Annotated in this window: 1 protein-coding gene; it reads left to right on the top strand. The window is 70.6% G+C overall.

Annotated features, from left to right (window positions below):
• Positions 1-215 precede the first annotated feature (215 nt).
• Positions 216-21,362 (top strand): SDR family NAD(P)-dependent oxidoreductase, encoded by a 21,147-nt coding sequence (locus tag D892_RS49050; RefSeq protein ID WP_369801797.1) that lies wholly within the window; start codon positions 216-218, stop codon positions 21,360-21,362.
• Positions 21,363-21,369 lie beyond the last annotated feature (7 nt).

Below are 21,369 nucleotides of genomic sequence, written 5' to 3'. Positions count from 1 at the left end.
CGTTCGAGCTGAGTGACGCGCGGCTGTTCAAAAACTGTTCAATAATCGGCACATCCGGCGGCTGCTCGAGGAATCGCGGTCGCCGGACAGTGCAGGTTGCGGACTGTTGACACCCCTATCCGCTGGCGTAGGGTGACCCTGTGAATTAGTTGCATGCCCGCCAATTCTTGGTATCGAGTTTTCCACTGATTTCGCGGCGATCCGCGCCCAGAGTCATGTCACGACGCACCTATGTGAAGAGTGTTATGCGAGAATTCAGAGATCTGGCAATTGTAGGTATGGCCTGCAGGTTCCCCGGCGCGTCGAATATCGACGAATTCTGGGCCAATCTCGACAACGGCCGTTCGGCCGTGTCGAACGCCTCGGCGGATCGGCTCCGTTTGATGGGCGATCCGGGCCTGATCAGTGCGTATGGTTCGGATCTGTGGCGCGGCGGGTTCATCGGGGAGGTCGACGAATTCGATGCCGATTTCTTCGGGATCTCGGCCACCGAGGCGAGGTATCTCGATCCGCAGCAGCGGATTCTGCTGGAACTGTGCTGGGAGGCGTTCGAGGACGGGAATATTCTCCCGGACAGTCTGCGCGGTGAACGCGTCGGCGTATATATGGGTGCGGCTACCGGGGATTATTCGCGCTATACCGACGGCTCCGTCTCGGATGCCTTCGCCTATATGTCGACCTCGCGTGCACTGATCGCGAATCGGGTTTCCTATTACTTTGATTTCAGTGGTCCCAGCATTTCCGTCGATACGGCACAATCGTCGTCGCTCACCGCATTCGATCTCGGGTGTAAGAGCCTGGCCCACGGCGATATCGACACGGCCGTCGTCGGCGGCGTCAATCTCATTCTGGCGCCCGAGTTCTCGGCGATCATGGCGGCGATGGGTGCGCTGTCGCCGCATTCCCGATGCGCCACCTTCGATGCGGCGGCCGATGGTTATGTGCGCGGTGAGGGCGCCGGCATCGTCGTGCTGAAGCGGCTGGACCAGGCCGTTGCCGACCGTGACGACATCTACTGCGTCGTGCGCGGCACCGCGGTCAACAACGACGGCAACGGGGAATCCCTGATCGCCCCGCGCATCGAAACGCAGAGCGCCGTCATCCGGGACGCATTGTCGGCGGCGCGGCTCGAACCCCACGAGATTCAGTACGTCGAGCTGCACGGCACGGGCACCCGGCGCGGCGACCCGGTCGAGGCGCGGGCGCTCGGCGCCGCCGTCGGAACCGCCGGGCGGTCCGGGCCGCTGCTGGTCGGCTCGGTGAAGACCGGTATCGGTCATCTGGAGGCGGCCGCCGGAATCGCGGGAGTGATCAAGACCGCGCTGTGCATCCGGCACGGGCGGCTGGTTCCGAGCCTGCATTTCCGTCAGGTCAATCCCGATATCCCGGTCGACGAGCTGGGATTGGAGTTGCTGACCGAGGCCCGGCCGTGGCCGGAGGGCGGCCGGCGGCGGGCCGGCGTGTCCTCGTTCGGTATTTCGGGCACGAATGCGCACGTCATTCTCGAACAGGCGCCCACGCCCGATCCGGCGCCGGCGGCGAAAACCGAAGTGGTGCCGGTGTTCTCGCCCGATGTCGAGACGGTGCCGTGGCCGGTGTCCGGAAAGAGCGCGGAGGCGGTGGCGGCGCAGGCACAGCGGCTGCGGTCGTTCCTGGAGGCCGGGGCGGATCTGTCGCCGGTGGACGTGGGGTGGTCGCTGGCCACCACGCGGGCGGCGTTCGACCATCGGGCCATCGCCGTCGGCGGCAATCGAGAAGAACTGCTGTCGCGGTTGACCGCGATCGCCGATGGCGGCGAGGCATCCGGTGTCGTTCGCGGGACGGCCGGGTCCGGTTCCGGGGGAGTGGTTTTCGTATTCCCGGGTCAGGGTTCGCAGTGGGTGGGCATGGGCCGGGAGTTGTTGATGTCGTCGCCGGTGTTCGCGGCGGAGATCGGGCGGTGTGAGGAGGCGTTGTCGCCGTTCGTCGACTGGTCGCTGACGGATGTGCTGACCGACGCCCCGGGCGCGGCGTCGCTGGAGCGTGTGGATGTCGTGCAGCCGGTGCTGTTCGCGGTGATGGTGTCGCTGGCGCGGGTGTGGCAGGCGTGTGGTGTGCGTCCGGCCGCGGTGGTCGGTCATTCGCAGGGTGAGATCGCTGCCGCATACGTGTGTGGCGCTTTGTCTTTGGATCAGGCGGCGCGTGTGGTGGCGTTGCGGAGCCGCGCGTTGACCGTCCTCGCGGGGACGGGCGGAATGCTGTCGGTGTCCCTGCCGCGGGAACGGGTGGAGGCATATCTCGGCCGCTGGTCCGGGCGGATCGCGGTCGGCGCGGTGAACGGCCCTGCGACCGTGGTGGTTTCGGGCGAGCAGGCCGCCCTGGACGAGTTGTTCGACGCGCTGTCCGCGGAGGAGGTGCGGGTGCGTCGGATTCCGGTCGATTACGCGTCGCATTCGCCGCAGGTGGATGCCGTTCGCGAGCGGCTGCTCGACGACCTCGCCGGAATCGCGCCGCTCGCTTCGGATGTTCCGTTCTACTCGACCGTCACCGCCGGGCTGTTCGATACGACGAACCTCGACGCGGGCTACTGGTTCACGAATCTCCGGCAGCCGGTGCGGTTCCACGAGACCGTCCGGTCGCTGGCCGAGCAGGGGGTGGATTGCTTTCTGGAGGCCAGTCCGCATCCGGTCACCACGCAGTCGGTGGAGGAGACCCTCGACGGTCTCCCCGCGACGATCCGGCCCGCGGTGGCCGGCACTCTGCGTCGCGATCAAGGCGGACCGGAGCGATTCATCACCGCGCTGGCCGAGATTTCGGTGCGGGGCATATCCGTCGACTGGGCCTCCGTCTTCGGCGGCCGCGGCGGCCGCGTCGTCAAGCTGCCCACGTATGCGTTTCAGCGGCAACGATATTGGCTCGAGCCCTCGGCCACCGCCGATGCCGGCGCGGTCGGGCTCGACACCGTCGACCATCCGTTCCTGAGCGCGATGCTGATCTCGGCCGACTCGCGCGAAACGGTGCTGACCGGCCGGCTCTCGCTGCGGACCCATCCGTGGCTGGCCGACCACGCGGTGCGGGGCACGGTCGTCGTGCCCGGTACCGCGCTGCTGGACACGGTGATCCGCGCCGGTGACGAAACCGGTTGCGGGACCGTGGAAGAGTTCACCGCCGAGACACCGCTCGTGGTTCCCCCGGCCGGAACCGTCCAGCTCCAGGTCGTCGTCAGTGCCGCCGACGCCCTCGGTCGCCGGGCGGTCGGCATTTTCGCTCGGGCCGAAGGCGAGCCGGAATGGGTTCGCCATGCCGGCGGCGTGCTGGTCGACGCGGCGCCGGTCGTCCCCGCGGACGAGAACAGATTGGCGGCCTGGCCTCCGGAGGGTGCGGAGACGATCGATGTCGATGCCGCGTACGAGCGCATGGCGGAGGCCGGCTTCGAGTACGGTCCGGCGTTCCGGGGCTTGCGTGCGGCGTGGCAGCAGGGCGGGGACCTGTACGCGGATGTGGCGCTGCCGGATTCGGCCCGCGCCGACGTCGCGCGGTACGGCCTGCACCCCGCGCTGTTCGATGCCGCGCTGCACGTACTGGTGGTGAGCGGATTCGGGTTTTCGCCGATCGCGTGGCGAGGCGTGTCGCTGTGCGCGACGGGCGCGGCGTCGCTGCGGGTGCGGTTGACCGTGGCCGGGGCGGATTCGGTGTCGGTGGTGGTGGCCGATCACACCGGCGGTGTGGTGGCGCTGGCCGAGGGGCTGACGGTACGGCCGTTGTCCGCCGCACCCGACTTCGTCGCCGAAATCGCTGCCGTGCAGGCAGATTCGGGCTACACGATTCCGGAACCGTCGACCGACGGCGTTCCCGCTCCGGCCTCCTCCCGGCGGGTCGTCGCCGACGCCGGCACCCCGGCCACCGGCTCGGAATGGGCGGCGAGGCTGGCCGCGACGGCCGAAGCCGATCGGCACGCCCGTGCCCTGGACCTGGTCCGCTCGCACGTATCCGTCGTGGCCGGGCGCGAACCGTCCCGAATCGACAACGATCTGGCGTTCACCGAACAGGGCTTCGATTCCCTCACCGGTGTCGAACTGCGTAATCGGTTGTCCGCCGCGACCGGGCTCGCCCTGGCAACGGGCCTCGTCTACGACTACCCGACACCCACCGCGCTGGCCGGACATCTGGTCGACCAGATCTGCGGCGGATCCGCCTCGGCCGCGCGCACGCCCGTGGCGGTCGCCGCGGACGAGCCGATCGCGATCGTGGCGATGGCATGCCGGTACCCGGGCGGGGTCACCTCGCCCGAGTCGCTGTGGGATCTGGTGGCGTCCGGCCGGGATACGGTGGGCCCCTGGCCGTCCGACCGTGGCTGGGACGCCGACGCGCTGTTCGATCCGGACCCGGACGCTTCCGGGAAGTCCTCTGTGCGCGAGGGCGGATTCCTCTACGACGCGGCCGATTTCGATCCCGGCTTCTTCGGCATGTCGCCCCGCGAGGCGCTGGCGACCGATCCGCAGCAGCGCCTGCTGCTGGAGACCTCGTGGGAGGTGCTGGAGCGAGCCGGAATCGACCCGTCGAGCCTGCGGGGCAGTGCGACCGGTGTGTTCGCCGGCGTCATGGATCAGCGCTATCTGGGCCGGGGGCACCGGATCGGCGAGGTGGACGGTTACGAGATCACCGGCGCGTCGACCAGCGTGGTGTCGGGGCGGGTGTCGTATTCGTTCGGGTTCGAGGGTCCGGCGGTCACGGTGGATACAGCGTGTTCGTCGTCGCTGGTGTCGATGCATCTGGCCGTGGGCTCGTTGCGGTCGGGTGAGTGTTCGCTGGCGCTGGCCGGTGGTGTGACGGTGTTGGCGACTCCGGGGTTGTTCGTGGAGTTCTCCCGACAGCGGGGCCTGGCCTCCGATGGCCGGTGTAAGTCTTTCGCTGCGGCGGCCGATGGTACCGGGTGGTCCGAGGGTGCCGGTGTCGTTCTGCTGGAACGTCTTTCGGATGCCAGGCGCAACGGCCATCCGGTGCTGGCGGTGCTGCGGGGCAGCGCGGTCAATCAGGACGGCGCGAGCAACGGATTGACGGCGCCGAACGGTCCGTCGCAGCAGCGGGTGATCCGGCAGGCGCTGGTCAATGCCGGAGTCGCGCCCGCCGACGTGGACGCGGTCGAAGCGCACGGTACGGGGACGACATTGGGCGATCCGATCGAGGCGCAAGCCCTGCTGGCGACCTATGGCCGTGATCGGGCGCCGGAGAACCCGTTGTGGCTGGGTTCGTTGAAATCGAATATCGGTCATGCGCAGGCGGCTGCCGGTGTGGCGGGTGTGATCAAGATGGTGATGGCGATGCGGGCTGGTGTGTTGCCGAAGACGCTGCATGTGGACGAGCCGACCTCGAAAGTGGAGTGGACCGGCGCCGTCGAGCTGCTGACCGAGGCGCGGTCGTGGCCGGAGGTGGATCGGCCGTGGCGTGCCGGGGTGTCGTCGTTCGGCATCTCGGGGACCAACGCCCACGTCATCCTCGAGCAGGCGCCGTCCGGTACGGCGGCCGAGCCCGAGGTCGTCCCCGGCACCATGGTTGTCGAGCCGGTGTTCGGCCCGGACACGATGGCCGTGCCGTGGGTGCTCTCGGCCCGGAGCGCGGCGGCGCTGGCGGGGCAGGCGCAGCGGTTGGCGTCGGTTGTCGATGCGGACGCGGGGTTGTCGGCGGTCGATGTGGGCTGGTCGTTGGTCTCCACTCGCAAGCTGTTCGAGCATCGGGCGGTCGTGTGCGGCGATGACCGGGAGGATCTGCTGGCCGGGTTGGCGGCGGTTGCTGGAGGCGGAGAAGCGGCGAACGTTGTCCGTGGTGTGGCGGGGTCCGGTTCCGGGGGCGTCGTTTTCGTGTTCCCCGGTCAGGGTTCGCAGTGGGTCGGCATGGGCCGCGAGTTGTTGATGTCGTCGCCGGTGTTCGCCGGGGAGATCGCCCGGTGTGAGGAGGCGTTGTCGCCGTTCGTGGAGTGGTCGCTGGCGGATGTGCTGACCGATGCGCCGGGTGCGGCGTCGCTGGAGCGTGTGGATGTCGTCCAGCCGGCGTTGTTTGCGGTGATGGTGTCGCTGGCGCGGGTGTGGCAGGCGTGTGGTGTGCAACCGGCTGCGGTGGTCGGTCACTCGCAGGGTGAGATTGCTGCCGCATATGTGTGTGGCGCACTGTCTTTGGAGGACGCGGCCCGGGTGGTGGCGTTGCGGAGCCGTGCGTTGACGGTGCTGGCGGGGTCGGGCGGGATGATGTCGGTGTCGTTGCCGCGGGACCGGGTGGAGGCGTATCTCGGTCGCTGGTCCGAGCGGATCGCGGTCGCTGCGGTGAACGGTCCGGCGACGGTGGTGGTTTCGGGTGAGAGTACCGCGCTGGACGAGCTGTTCGACGCGTTGACGGCCGATGAGGTCCGGGTGCGCCGGATCCCGGTGGATTACGGATCGCATTCGCCGCAGGTGGATGCCGTCCGCGAGCGGCTGCTGGACGACCTCGCCGGAATCGTGCCGGTGGCGTCGGATGTTCCGTTCTGTTCGACCGTCACCGGCGAACTGCTGGATACTGTGAACCTGAGCGCGGACTACTGGTTCACGAACCTGCGGCAGCCGGTGCGGTTCCACGAGACCGTCCGGTCGCTGGCCGAGCAGGGGGTGGATTGCTTCCTGGAGGTCAGTCCGCATCCGGTCACCACGCAGTCGGTGGAGGAGACTCTCGACGGCCTGCCGGGCGCCGCCCGCCCCGCGGTGGTCGGCACCCTCCGCCGCGACGAAGGCGGGCCGGCTCGTTTCCTGTCAATGCTGGCGCAGGTGTCGGTCCAGGGCGTGCCGGTGGCGTGGCAGGCGGTGTTCGCCGGCCGCGCCGTCCGTTCGGTGGTGCTGCCGACGTACGCGTTTCAGCGGCAACGGTATTGGCTGGACGCCGCCATCGAGGAACAGGCCGACGCCGGGGCGTCCGGCCTCGACAGCGTCGATCACCCGCTGCTGGGAGCAGCCCTGCTCGCCCCCGATTCCGACCGGCTGACCCTCACCGGCCGGTTGTCGCCGCACACCCATCCGTGGCTGGCCGACCACGCCGTGCGCGGCACGATCATCGTGCCCGGTACCGCGCTGCTGGAGATGGTGATCCGCGCGGGTGACGAAACCGGTTGCGGCGGCGTCGAAGAACTCATGCTGGAAGCGCCGCTGGTGATCCCGCCGACCGGCGCCGTACAGGTTCAGGTCGTCGTCGACGCCGCCGCGGACGGCCGCCGAGCGGTGAGCGTGTTCGCCCGCGTCGAAGGGTCCGCGGAGTGGGTGCGGCACGCCGGTGGCGTGCTCGCCGAGACCGCGGCGGGGATCGATGCGGCCGCCGCGGACGGGTTGGCGGTATGGCCGCCGGCGAATGCGGAGCGGATCGATGTCGACGGCGCTTACGAGCGCATGGCCGAGGGCGGATTCGAGTACGGGCCGGTCTTCCGAGGTCTGCGGTCGGCGTGGCGGCAGGGCGAGGATCTGTATGCCGATGTCGCACTGCCCGATTCGGCTCAGGACGAGGTCGAGCGGTTCGGCGTGCATCCGGCGCTGCTGGACGCGGCGTTGCACGTGCTGGTACTGAGCGGTTTCGGGGCCGGCGACGGGTTCGGATGCCTGCCGTTCGTGTGGCGGGGTGTGTCTCTGCACGCGACCGGTGCGGTGTCATTGCGCGTGCGTCTGGCGGCGACCAGCGGGGATTCGGTATCGGTCGTCGTGGCCGACCATTCCGGAGGCGTGGTGGCGGTGGCCGACGGGCTGACGGTACGACCGCTGCCGGCGACCTTCCGGACCGCACACGATCCGGTCGCCGACGCCCTGTTGCATACCGAATGGGTATCCATCGCGACACCGGACCGACCCGATACGGCCGGGTGGGCGGTGATCGAGACCGGAGGCGGACATCCGCCGATAGGCGAAATCGCGTCGCCGACCGGGGCATCTGCTTCAGGTACGGCTTCGTGCCCCGGGAGTTCGCCGGTCGCCGAGGAACCCGCCGACGAGCGGCCGTCCATAGCCGAGCGGTTGCGACATGCCGGGGTTTCGGTCTCGGCGCATGCGGGTCTTGCCGATGTTCAGGCGAACATTGATGCGGGACAACCGGTTCCGACTGTGTTGGTGGTGTCGTGTCCGGGCACCGAGAGTATGTCGCCGGACACCGCGCACCACGCGGTGGGCGAGGTGCTGGCGCTCGTCCAGCCGTGGCTCGCCGATCAGCGTTTCGGCGCATCGCGGCTGCTGGTGCTGACCCGCTCCGCGGTCGCGGCGGCGGACGAAACGGGGACAGACCTGGTGGCCTCGGCGGTACGTGGCCTGATCCGGTCGGCGCAGACGGAGAACCCGGGCCGGTTCGTCCTGGTGGACGTCGACGACGACGATCGCTCCTGGGCGGCGGTACCGGCCGCGGCGATGACGGGAGAGACCGAGGTCGCCCTCCGCGGCGGCGCACTGTCGGCCCCCAGATTGGCTCGCCGCGACGCCACCCGGCGGCCGCTGGTGCCCCCGGCCGCGGCCGAGTGGCGGCTGGACATCCCGAACAAGGGAACCATCGACAACATCCGGTTCGTACAGCCTTCCGGCAGTGGCGAATTGGCGTCCGGGCAGGTCCGTGTCGGTATCCGGGCGGCCGGGTTGAACTTCCGCGACGTCCTGATCGCGCTCGATATGTACCCCGGCGACGCACTGCTGGGCTCCGAGGGCGCCGGAATCGTGCTCGAGGTCGGCTCCGCGGTGACGAACCTGGCTCCCGGCGACCGCGTGATGGGGATGTTCACCGGCGCATTCGGCCCGGTCGCGGTCACCGATCACCGGATGCTCTGCCGGATGCCGGGCGACTGGTCCTTCGCGGTGGCCGCGTCGGCGCCGATCATCTTCCTGACCGCGTATTACGGGCTGGTGGACCTGGCCGGTCTGCGGTCCGGCGAATCCGTCCTCGTCCATGCGGCCGCCGGCGGTGTCGGCATGGCCGCCACCCAGATCGCACAGCATCTCGGCGCCACCGTCTTCGGCACGGCCGGACCGGCCAAGTGGTCGTACCTCCGCGACAACGGCCTGCCCGACGACCACGTGGCTTCCTCTCGCACCACCGAATTCAAGGACGCCTTCCTCGCGCTCACCGGCGGACACGGCGTGGACGTGATCCTCAACTCGCTCGCCTACGAGCTCGTGGACGCGTCGTTCGACACCCTGGCGCCCGGCGGCCGGTTCATCGAGATCGGCAAGACCGACATTCGCGACCCCGGGCAGCTCGGCGAACGCTACCCGGGCATCCTGTATCGCACCTTCGACCTGTTCGAGGTGGACCTCGACCGCATTCAGCAGATGCTGGCGGAGCTGTCGGCACTGTTCGAGCGCGGAATCCTGCACCCGATCCCGTTGACGACCTGGGACGTCCGGTACGCGCGCGACGCCTTCCGGTATCTGAGCCAGGCGAAGGGGGTCGGCAAGAACATCCTGGAAATGCCTCGGCCCTGGGGCGACGGGACGGTCGTGATCACGGGCGGGACCGGTGGCCTGGGCGCGGTGGTGGCCCGGCACCTGGTGGACACCTACGCGGTGCGCAGCCTGCTGCTGATCAGTCGCAGTGGTGACCGCGGTGCGGGTGTCGCCGAACTGGTGGCCGAGCTGTCCGGGCTCGGCGCGCGGGTCGAGGTGGCCGCCGGCGACGTGGCCGATCGTGCGGACCTGGCGCGGATCCTGGAACGGGTACCGGCGGAGATTCCGGTGACCGGAGTCGTCCACGCGGCGGGCGTCCTCGACGACGCGGTCGTGCAATCGCTGACCGTCGAGCAGCTCGAACGCGTTCTCGCGCCGAAGATCGCGGGGGCCTGGAATCTGCACGAGCTGACGCGGTCGGCGGATCTGGCCGCGTTCGTGATGTTCTCGTCGATCGCGGGCATCGTCGGCAATGCCGGACAGGCGAACTACGCGGCGGGCAACGTCTTTCTGGATGCGCTGGCGTCGCATCGCCGGTCGCTGGGCCTGCCGGCGGTGTCGATGGCGTGGGGCCTGTGGGAACAGGCCAGCGCCAGTGCGATGACCGGCGCCCTGCGGGATGCCGATGTGGCCCGGATGCGGCGGTCGGGGATCACCCCCCTCGCGGTCTCCGACGGGTTGGCGCTGTTCGATGCCGCCCTGGCCGGTGAGGATCCCGTGGCGGTGACCGCGCGGCTGAACCCGGTCGTCTGGGCGGGTTCGGAGGATTCCGGGCCGGTGCCGTCGATCGTGCGGGGGCTCGTTCGTACCCGGGCCCGGCGTGCCGCGGCCGACGTTCCCACCGCCGCCGGACCCGGGGGATGGGCGCGGCAACTCGTCGAAATCGCCGTCGGCGACCGCGAGGACCACGCACTGGAGTTCGTCCGTCACCACGTGGCGATCGTGCTCGGCCATCCCGATCCGTCCGGTATCGACACCGATCGCGCGTTCACCGAGCAGGGTTTCGACTCGCTGACCGCCGTGGAACTGCGCAACCGGTTGACCACCGCCACGAAGCTGACCCTGTCCGCCAGTACCGTTTTCGACTATCCGACCCCCCGGGCCCTGGCGCGGCACCTGGTCGAGGAGGCCTGCGGCGCCGAGGTGGCGGCGCCGGTGCCGCCGCCGGTCGCGGCGTCGGTCGCCGACGACGAGCCGATCGCGATCGTGGCGATGGCCTGCCGCTATCCGGGCGGCGTGACGTCGCCGGAGGACCTGTGGGATCTGGTGGCCTCGGGCCGGGATGCCATGGGGCCGTGGCCGTCCGACCGCGGCTGGGACGTCGACGCGCTGTACGACCCGGACCCGGACGCGATAGGCAAGTCGTATGTGCGCGAGGGCGGATTCCTCTACGACGCGGCCGATTTCGATCCGGCGTTCTTCGGGTTGTCGCCGCGGGAGGCGCTGGCGACCGATCCGCAGCAGCGGTTGCTGCTGGAGACCTCGTGGGAGGTGTTCGAGCGGGCCGGAATCGACCCGTCGAGCCTGCGAGGCAGCCAGACCGGTGTGTTCGCCGGGGTGATGTATCAGCACTACCTGACCCGGGGTCATCGCGCCGACCAGGTAGAGGGTTACGAGGTCACCGGCGGCTCGACCAGCGTGGTGTCGGGGCGGGTGTCGTATTCCTTCGGGTTCGAGGGCCCGGCGGTCACGGTCGACACCGCCTGTTCGTCGTCGCTGGTGGCCATGCATCTCGCGGCGGGATCGCTGCGGGCCGGCGAGTGCTCGCTCGCCGTGGCGGGCGGCGTCACCATCTACGCGACACCGAGCCTGTACGTGGAGTTCTCCCGCCAGCGGGGGCTGGCTCCCGACGGGCGTTGTAAGTCCTTCGCCGCCGCGGCGGACGGCACGGGCTGGGCCGAGGGCGTGGGAGTCCTTCTGCTGGAACGGCTGTCCGATGCCCGGCGCAACGGGCACCCGGTGCTGTCGGTGATGCGCGGTAGCGCGATCAACCAGGACGGCGCGAGTAACGGCCTGACCGCGCCGAACGGACCGTCGCAGCAGCGGGTCATCCGGCAGGCTCTCGCCAATGCGCGCGTCTCGGCCGCCGAGGTCGATGCGGTCGAAGCGCACGGCACGGGAACGACTCTGGGCGATCCGATCGAGGCGCAGGCGTTGCTGGCAACCTATGGCCGGGACCGCGCGCCGGACAACCCGTTGTGGCTGGGTTCGCTGAAATCGAATATCGGTCATGCGCAGGCGGCCGCCGGTGTGGCGGGCGTGATCAAGATGGTGATGGCCATGCGGGCCGGTGTGCTGCCGAAGACGTTGCATGTGGACGAGCCGACCGCCGAGGTGGACTGGTCCACCGGTTCGGTGGAACTGCTCACCGAGTCCCGGGCCTGGCCCGAGGCGAACCATCCACGCCGAGTCGGGGTTTCGTCGTTCGGTATTTCCGGCACCAACGCCCACGTCGTTCTCGAACAGGCGCCCGCGGTCGACATCGTCGATGCGGCACCGGTCGAGGACGAGCCGTCGGTCATCGGCGCCGGCGTGGTTCCGTGGCTGATCTCCGCCCGTAGCCCGGAAGCGCTGGCGGCACAGGCGCAGCGGTTGGCGGCACTTGTCGAGGCAGACCACGAGGTGCCGATCGCGGATATCGGATGGTCGCTGCTGAACTCCCGCAAGGTATTCGAACAGCGTGCCGTGGTGTGGGGCGACGGCCGCGAGGAAGTGCTGGCGGCGCTGTCCGCGCTCGGGCGGGGTGCGGAGGCACCGCGTGTCGTTCGTGGTGTGACGGGATCCGGCTCGGGGCCGGTGGTTTTCGTGTTCCCCGGTCAGGGTTCGCAGTGGGCCGGCATGGGCCGCGACCTCTACGAGTCGTCGGCGGTGTTCCGGGAGGCGTTCGACGAGGTCTGCGCGGGTCTGGACGCGAACCTGGCGGGGCACGTGCCTGCCGCCGTCCGGGAAGTCGTTCTCGCCGAGCCGGGTTCGGACCCGGCCGGACTGGTCGATCGAACCGTGTTCGCCCAATCCGGATTGTTCGCGGTGGGAGTCGCGTTGTTCCGGTTGTTCGAGCATGTGGGTGTCCGGCCGGATTATCTGCTGGGGCATTCGATCGGGGAGTTGACCGCGGCGCATGTGGCCGGTGTGCTGTCGCTGCGGGATGCGTGTGCGCTGGTGGCGGCCCGCGGCCGGTTGATGCAGGCGCTACCGGCCGGCGGCGCGATGATCGCGGTGGCGGCGGGCGAGGACGAGGTGCTCCCGCAGGTGGCCGGTGCCGAGGACCGGGTGGCCGTGGCGGCTGTGAACGGTCCGGCTTCCGTGACGATCTCCGGCGACGAGGCCGCGGTGGAAGAGATCGCGGCGCGGTTCGCGGACCGTAAGACCAAGCGGTTGCCGGTCAGTCACGCCTTCCATTCCCCGCACATGGCGCCGATGCTGGCCGAGTTCGCCGCGCTCGCTGCGGGATTGGCGTTCGAGGAGCCTCGCATCCCGATCGTGTCGAATCTGACGGGTTCCCCGGACGCCGACCACACCGACCCCGGGTACTGGGTGCGGCATGTGCGGGAGCCGGTGCGTTTTTCCGACAGTGTGCGCTGGTTGCAGCAGCGGCGGGTGGCCGGGTTCGTCGAGATGGGCCCGGGCGGCGCGCTGTCGGCGCTGATCCAGGAGTGCGTGACCGGGGAATCGCATCAGCCCTGGTGCGCAACGACCCTGCGCACCACCGATCCGGCCGTCGACACGGTCGTCTCGGCCCTGGCACAGCTCTCGGCGGCCGGAGTCCCGGTGTCCTGGAACGCTTTCTACCCCGGTAACCACCGCCGAGTCCCGTTGCCGACCTACCCCTTCCAGCGCCGGCGTTACTGGCTGGAAAGCCCCGCCCCCCAAGCGGACGAGGCCGGCCTGGAGACGGTCGACCATCCGCTGCTGGGATCCGCGCTGGCGGCCGGTACCGACTCGGTGATCCTGACCGGCCGGTTGTCTCTGCGCACCCACCCGTGGCTCGCCGACCATGCCGTCCGGGACACCGTCCTGGTGCCCGGCACCGCCCTGATGGAGATGGTGATCCGCGCCGGCGACGAAATCGGTTGCGGCGCCGTCGAAGAACTCACCATGGAGACTCCGCTCGCCCTGCCCGAATCCGGGGCCGTGCAGGTCCAGGTGGTTGTGGACCGGCCCGAGGGCGGCCGCCGTCCGGTCGGCGTCTACGCCCGCGCCGGGGACACTACGACGTGGACCCGGCACGCGAGCGGCATCCTGGCCGACGTGCCGCCCGCCGCTGTCGGAGGGGACGGCGACTCGGCGGTCTGGCCGCCGACGGGCGCGGAACCGATCGATGTCGACACCGCCTACGAACGCATGGCCGACGGCGGATTCGACTACGGGCCGGTATTCCAGGGACTGCGGGCGGCCTGGCGGCACGGCGAGGACCTGTATGCCGATGTCGCACTGCCGGATTCGGCGCGCGAGGACATCGAGCGGTACGGCCTGCACCCGGCGCTGTTCGACGCCGCGCTGCACGTCCTGGTGCTGGCGGGCGAGACCGGGCGCCTGCCGTTCTCCTGGCGGGGCGCCGCGCTGCACGCCACCGGGGCGACTTCGCTGCGGGCTCGGCTGACGGCGACCGGCGCGGACACGGTCTCGATCGTGCTCACCGACCCCGACGGTCGCCCGGTCGCCACCGTCGACGCCCTGACCGTCCGCCCGATACCGGAGACCCAGCTGCGGCCGGGCCGGGCCGTCCTGGCCGAAGCGCTGCTGCGTACGGAATGGCCGGCTCTGCCGGCCCCCACGCTGTCCGCGGAGGCCGAGTGGACTGTGCTCTCCGAGGATCCGGCGCTCCTGAGCCGCCTGTCGGGAGCCGGGGTGACGGTGGCGGGGTGCGCGGAGTTCGCCGACTTCCGGACGAGTATCGATGCCGGACAACGGATTCCGGATGTCGTCGCGGTGCCGTGCACCGATATCGACGGCGGCAGCGACTCGGCGGCTGCGGCGCGCCGGGCGGCCGGCCGAGTCCTGAGCCTGGTCCAGTCCTGGCTGGCCGACGAGCGCCTCGCCGAATCGGCACTGGTGCTGCTCACCAACTCCGAGGAGTCGGCGGGCCTGGTGGCCGCCACCGTGCGGGGCCTGATCCGCTCGGCGCAGACCGAGAATCCGGGCCGGATCGTCCTGGTCGACATCGACGAGGCCGAAGAGTCCTGGGCGGCACTGCCTTCCGCGGCGGCAGCGCAGGAGACCGAGGTCAGGATTCGCGGTGGCGAACTGTCGGCCCCGCGGCTGACCCGCGACCGTGGCGCACGGCCCGGGACACCGGGGCAGGCCTCGTGGGGCGACGGCACCGTGGTGATCACGGGCGGCACCGGCGGCCTGGGCGCCGTCGTCGCCCGGCACCTGACCGCCGCGCACGCCGTCCGCAACCTGCTGCTGATCAGCCGCAGCGGTGACCAGGGAGCCGGCGTCGCCGAGCTGGTGACCGAGCTGACCGAGCGGGGTGCCCGGGTGGAGGTCGCCGCGTGCGACGTGGCCGATCGAGCGGCGCTGGAACAGGCGTTGGCCCGGGTGCCCGCATCGGCACCGGTGACGGGGGTCGTCCATGCCGCGGGCGTCCTGGACGACGCGGTGGCGGCCTCGATGACACCCGAACAGCTGGAACGGGTGCTGGCGCCGAAGATCGCGGGCGCGTGGAACCTGCACGAGTCGACGCGCGGCGCGAACGTGGCCGCCTTCGTGCTGTTCTCGTCCGTCTCCGGCGTCATCGGCGGTGCGGGACAGGCGAATTACGCGGCGGCGAACGGATTCCTGGACGCCCTCGCGACCCACCGCCATGCCCTCGGGCTGCCCGCGGTGTCGATGGCCTGGGGACTGTGGGAACAGGCCGGCGGCATGACCGGCGCCCTGCGTGACGCCGATCGGGCGCGGATGCGGCGGGCCGGAATCGCGCCGCTCGCGGTCTCCGACGGTCTGACGCTGTTCGATGCCGCACTCACCCTCGGCGAGCCCGAGGTGGTGACCGCGCGGGTGAGCGCGTCGGTGTGGGACGATGCGGCACAGGTTCCGTCGATCCTGCGGGGCCTGGTCCGCGCCCGCACCAGGCGCACCGCCGCCGAGGCGACCGGAAGCGGCTCGTGGGCAGAGCAATTGACCGCGCTCGCCGAGCCCGATCGGGAACCGCGCGCCGTGGAACTCGTTCGCGGCCACGTCGCCGTCGTGCTCGGCCACACCGACCCGAACGGCATCGACGTCGAGCGCGCGTTCACCGAGCAGGGTTTCGACTCGCTGACCGGCGTCGAACTGCGCAACCGGCTGGCCGCGGCCACCGGAATCACGCTGCCGGCCACGACGGTGTTCGACTACCCGACCCCGCGCGCCCTCGCCGGTCACCTGGTCGACCGGATCTGCGGAACCGGCACGGCACGGGTCGCGGTCGCGGCGGCCTCGGCGGCCGCCGACGAACCGATCGCCATCGTGTCCATGGCCTGCCGGTATCCGGGCGGGGTGGCCTCGCCGGAGGATCTGTGGGACCTGCTGGCCGCGGGTGGTGACGGCATCGGGCTGTGGCCGTCCGACCGCGGCTGGGACGTGGACGGGCTGTACGATCCGGATCCGGACGCGGCCGGCAAGTCCTATGCCCGCGAAGGCGGATTCGTCTACGACGCGGCCGATTTCGATCCCGATTTCTTCGGCATGTCACCGCGTGAGGCCCTGGCCACCGATCCCCAGCAGCGCCTGCTGCTGGAGACCTCCTGGCAGGCGCTGGAGCGCGCGGGAATCGACCCGGCGAGCCTGAAGGGCAGCCCGACCGGTGTCTTCGCCGGTGTGATGTACGCGGAGTACGGTTCTCGGTTCTCGGGTGTCGGACTGCCCCCGGAGATGGAGGGCTTCTGGGGCAGCGGTACGCCGGCGAGCGTGGTCACCGGCCGGGTGGCGTACTCGTTCGGCTTCGAGGGCCCCGCGGTTACGGTGGATACCGCGTGCTCGTCCTCGCTGGTGGCGATACATCTGGCGGCCGGGGCGCTGCGGTCGGGCGAATGCTCGCTGGCATTGGCCGGCGGTGTGACCGTGCTGGCGACGCCCGGTCTGTTCGTGGAGTTCTCCCGGCAGCGCGGCCTGGCGCCCGACGGCCGGTGCAAGTCGTTCGCCGCGTCGGCGGACGGCACCGGGTGGTCCGAGGGCGCCGGAGTGCTGCTGCTGGAACGACTCTCGGACGCTCGCCGCAACGGCCATCCGGTGCTGGCGGTGCTCCGGGGCAGCGCGGTCAACCAGGACGGTGCGAGCAACGGCCTGACCGCGCCGAACGGTCCGTCGCAGCAGCGGGTGATCCGGCAGGCGCTGGCCAACGCGGGCGTCTCCGCCGCCGAGGTGGACGCGGTCGAGGCACACGGCACGGGAACGACTCTCGGCGATCCGATCGAGGCGCAGGCCCTGCTCGCCACCTACGGTGCGGTCCGGCCGGCCGAGCGGCCGCTGTGGCTGGGGTCGCTGAAATCCAATGTCGGCCACACGCAGGCCGCGGCCGGTGTGGGCGGCGTCATCAAGATGGTCATGGCCATGCGCGCCGGCGTATTGCCGAAGACGCTGCACGTGGAAGAGCCGACGCCGCAGGTGGATTGGGACTCCGGCGCGGTCGAGCTGCTGACCGAGCAGCGGCCGTGGCCCGAGGCGGAGTATCCGCGTCGCGCGGGGGTGTCGTCGTTCGGGATCTCCGGAACCAACGCGCACGTCATCGTCGAGCAAGCGCCGGAGAGCCAGAATGCCTCGGCCCGAACCGTTGTCGAGCCGGTGTTCGACACCGAGGTCGTGCCGTGGATGGTTTCGGCCCGCACCTCCGCCGCACTGGCCGACCAGGCGCGGCAGTTGCGGTCGATGCTCGAGGACGATCCAGAGTTGTCGCCGGTCGATGTCGGATGGTCGCTCGCACACAGTCGTACCGCGTTCGAGCACCGCGCGGTGGTGTGGGGTGACCGGCGGGAAGATCTGCTGGCCGGTCTGTCCGCGGTTGCCGGAGAGGAGGATTCGGCCGGTGTCGTCCGGGGGCTGGCCGGAACCGGCTCCGGGGGCGTCGTTTTCGTGTTCCCCGGTCAGGGGTCGCAGTGGGTCGGCATGGGACGCGAGCTGCTGGCGTCGTCGCTGGTGTTCGCCGCGGAGATCGCCCGGTGTGAGGAGGCGTTGTCGCCGTTCGTGGAGTGGTCGCTGACGGATGTGCTGACGGATGCCCCGGGTGCGGCGTCGCTCGACCGTGTGGATGTCGTCCAGCCGGCGTTGTTCGCGGTGATGGTGTCGCTGGCGCGGGTGTGGCAGGCGTGTGGTGTGCGTCCGGCTGCGGTGGTCGGTCATTCGCAGGGTGAGATTGCTGCCGCATACGTCTGCGGCGCACTGTCTTTGGAGGACGCGGCCCGGGTGGTGGCGTTGCGGAGCCGTGCGTTGACGGTGCTGGCGGGTACGGGCGGGATGATGTCGGTGTCGTTGCCGCGGGACCGGGTGGAGGCGTATCTCGGTCGCTGGTCCGAGCGGATCGCGGTCGCTGCGGTGAACGGTCCGGCGACGGTGGTGGTTTCGGGTGAGAGTGCCGCGCTGGACGAGCTGTTCGACGCGTTGACGGCCGATGAGGTCCGGGTGCGCCGGATTCCGGTCGATTACGGATCGCATTCGCCCCAGGTGGAGCCGATCCGTGAACAGCTGGCGCGGGATCTGGCCGGAATCGCGCCGCTCGCTTCGGATATCCCGTTCTACTCGACCGTCACCGCCGGCCTGCTGGACACGGCGAATCTGGACGCGGACTACTGGTTCACGAACCTGCGGCAGCCGGTGCGGTTCCACGACATCACGCAGGTACTGGCCGAACAGCGCATGCGCTGCTTCATCGAAATGAGCCCGCACCCGGTAGCGACCGCGAGCGTGGAGGAGACGCTGGACGCGCTTGCCACGACCGGTCCCCGGGCCGGTGTCGTGGGCACGCTGCGCCGCGACGAGGGCGGCGTCGGCCGGTTCGTGTCCGCGCTGGCGCAGGTGTCGGTCCGGGGCGTGCCGGTGGAATGGGACGCTCTGTTCGCCGGACGGTCCGTGCGGCGGGTGCCGTTGCCGACCTACGCTTTCCAGCGGCGGCGGTACTGGCTCGATATGACGGTGGGTGCGGACGCGGCCGCCTCCGGCCTCGATGGCGTCGATCATCCGCTGCTCGGTGCCGCGCTGGTGGCCGCCGGATCCGACAGCGTCACCCTCACGGGGCGGTTGTCGCTGCGGACCCAGCCCTGGCTGGCCGACCACGCCGTCGCCGGAACGGTGCTGGTGCCGGGGACCGGACTGCTGGAGATGGTCGTCCGCGCGGGCGACGAAACAGGATGCGGCGCCATCGAAGAACTGACGCTGGAAGCGCCGCTGGTGATTCCGGCGGCCGGATCCGTGCAGGTGCAGGTCACCGTGGAGCAGCCCGACACCGCGGGCCGCCGCCGGGTCGGCGTGTACGCGCGCACCGAGGGCGCCTCGGAGTGGACCCGCCACGCGAGCGGAACCCTCGGCGAGGCGACCGCGATGACCGACGGTGAGGATTTGGCGGCGTGGCCCCCCGCGGGCGCGCAACCGGTCGACGTCGACGCCCTCTACGACGCGATGGCCGACGCCGGGTTCGAGTACGGGACGGCGTTCCAGGGCCTGCGGGCGGCATGGCGCCAGGGCGACCAGCTGTATGCCGATGTGGCGCTGCCGGATTCGGCCCGGGCCGACCTCGAGCGGTTCGGGCTGCACCCGGCGCTGTTCGACGCCGCCCTGCACGCCCTCGCGCTGACCGGAACCGAGCCCGCGAGCGGCAACGGTAATGGCAATGGGAACGGCAACAGCAATGGACATGCCCCCGCACCCGGTCCGGTGCGGGCCAGGCTCCCGTTCTCCTGGCAGGGTTTCGCCCTGCACGCCACGGGCGCGGCGGCGCTGCGGGTGCGATTGACCGTGACCGGCGACGACACCGTCTCGATACTGGTGGCCGACCAGACCGGCGCCCCCGTCGCCACCGTCGACACCCTGACCGTGCGACCGCTGCCCACGACTCTCCAGGCGGACCGCTCCGTCGTCGCCGACGCACTCCTGCGCACCGACTGGCTGCCGGTCCCGGCCCCGCACCAGGCCGCCGACACCGCCGCCTGGGTCGTGGTCGCGACTCCGAGCGAGGCGTCGGCCGCCGCCGAGCGATTGGCGGGTGTGTCGCAGACGGTCTCCGCGTGCACCGACTTCGCCGACGTTCAGGCGGGCATCGGTGCGGGACAGGCAGTTCCGGATGTCGTGGTGTTCTGCGTGGATCCGGGCGGCGACTCGGTCGAGGCGGCACGCCGGGTGACCGCCGATGCGCTGGCGTCGCTCCAGGGCTGGCTGGCCGACGAGCGGTTCGGCGAGTCGCGCCTGCTGGTGCTGACCCGCGGAGCAGGGGGGCTGCCCGGACTCCTCGCCGCTCCGGTGCGGGGGCTGATCCGCTCGGCGCAGACCGAGAATCCGGGCCGGATCGTCCTGGTCGACATCGACGAGGCCGAAGAGTCCTGGGAGGCACTGCCTTCCGCGGCGGCGGCGCAGGAGACCGAGGTCAGGATTCGCGGTGGTGAGCTGTCGGCGCCACGGCTGGCCCGGCACGGCGGCACGGATCCCGAGGCGGCCGAACCGGTGTCGTGGGGTGACGGCACGGTGGTCGTCACGGGCGGCACCGGCGGCCTGGGCGCGGTGGTGGCCCGGCATCTGGTGTCCGGCCACGGCGTTCGCCGCCTGCTGCTGGTCAGCCGCAGCGGTGAGCGCGGCTCCGGGGTCGCGGAACTGGTCGCGGAGCTGGCCGATGCGGGCGCGGAGGTCGGGGTCGCCGCTTGTGATGTGGCGGATCGCGAGGCGCTCGAACAGGTTCTGTCCGGGGTGCCGGTGACCGGCGTCGTGCACGCGGCCGGCGTTCTCGACGATGCCGTGGTCCAGTCGCTGACGGCCGAACAACTGGATCGGGTGCTGGCGCCGAAGGTCGCGGGCGCGTGGAACCTGCACGAGCTCACCCGAACCGCGAATGTCGAGGCGTTCGTGGTGTTCTCGTCGCTGGCCGGCGTCATCGGTGGTGCGGGACAGGCGAATTACGCGGCCGGGAACGTCTTCCTGGACGCCCTGGCGGCCTACCGGCGGTCGCTGGGCCTGCCCGCGGTGTCGATGGCGTGGGGGCTCTGGGAACAGGACAGCGCCAGCGGCATGACCGGCGGCCTGAGCGACGCGGACCTGGCCCGGATGCGGCGGACGGGAATTGCGCCGCTGACCGTGTCGGACGGGCTCACGCTGTTCGATGCCGCCCTCACCGCCGGCGAGGCCGCAGTGGTGACCGCACGGCTGAACTCGGCGGCCTGGAGCGGCGCCGACGCGGCGGCAACGGTGCCCTCGGTGCTGCGCGGCCTGGTCCGCGGCCGAACCCGCCGCACCACCGCCGTACCGGCCGCCACGACCGGCAACGGCCAGGACTGGGGGCAGCAGCTGGCCGCACTCACCGAATCCGATCGCGAGGCCCGGGTGCTGGATCTGGTGCGCGGCCAGGTGGCCGTCGTGCTCGGCCACCCCGACCCGTCCGGGATAGATATCGATCGCGCCTTCACCGAGCAGGGTTTCGACTCGCTGACCGGTGTCGAACTGCGCAACCGGCTGACCGCGGCCACCGGGCTCGCGCTGCCCGCCAGCGCGGTCTTCGACCATCCGACCGTGCGGGCCATGGTGCGGCACCTGATCGGCCGGATCTCCAGCGAAACGGGTATCGGCGTCGTCCTGCGCACGATCGATCGGCTGGAGGCCGACATGGTGTCGATCCCCGCCGGAAGTTCCGAGATCGGTTCGGTGGAGGCGAGATTGAAGACCCTCCTGTCGCGGCTGCAGGACCGGCCGGGCGCCGCGGAACAGAACATCGAATGGATCGACGGCGCCGAGGACGACAACCTGTACGACTTCATCGACGAACAGCTCGGAAAAGACTAGCGGCGGC

It is taken from the genome of Nocardia sp. BMG51109 (assembly GCF_000526215.1).
GTDB lineage: Bacteria > Actinomycetota > Actinomycetes > Mycobacteriales > Mycobacteriaceae > Nocardia.
Note: the sequence above shows the minus strand (reverse complement) of the source record. Positions and strands in the feature narration are given on the sequence as shown.

Bases quoted from the DNA above. Each gene is read 5' to 3' on its own strand.
- D892_RS49050 (WP_369801797.1), top strand. From the start codon at position 216: ATGTCACGACGCACCTATGTGAAGAGTGTTATGCGAGAATTCAGAGAT.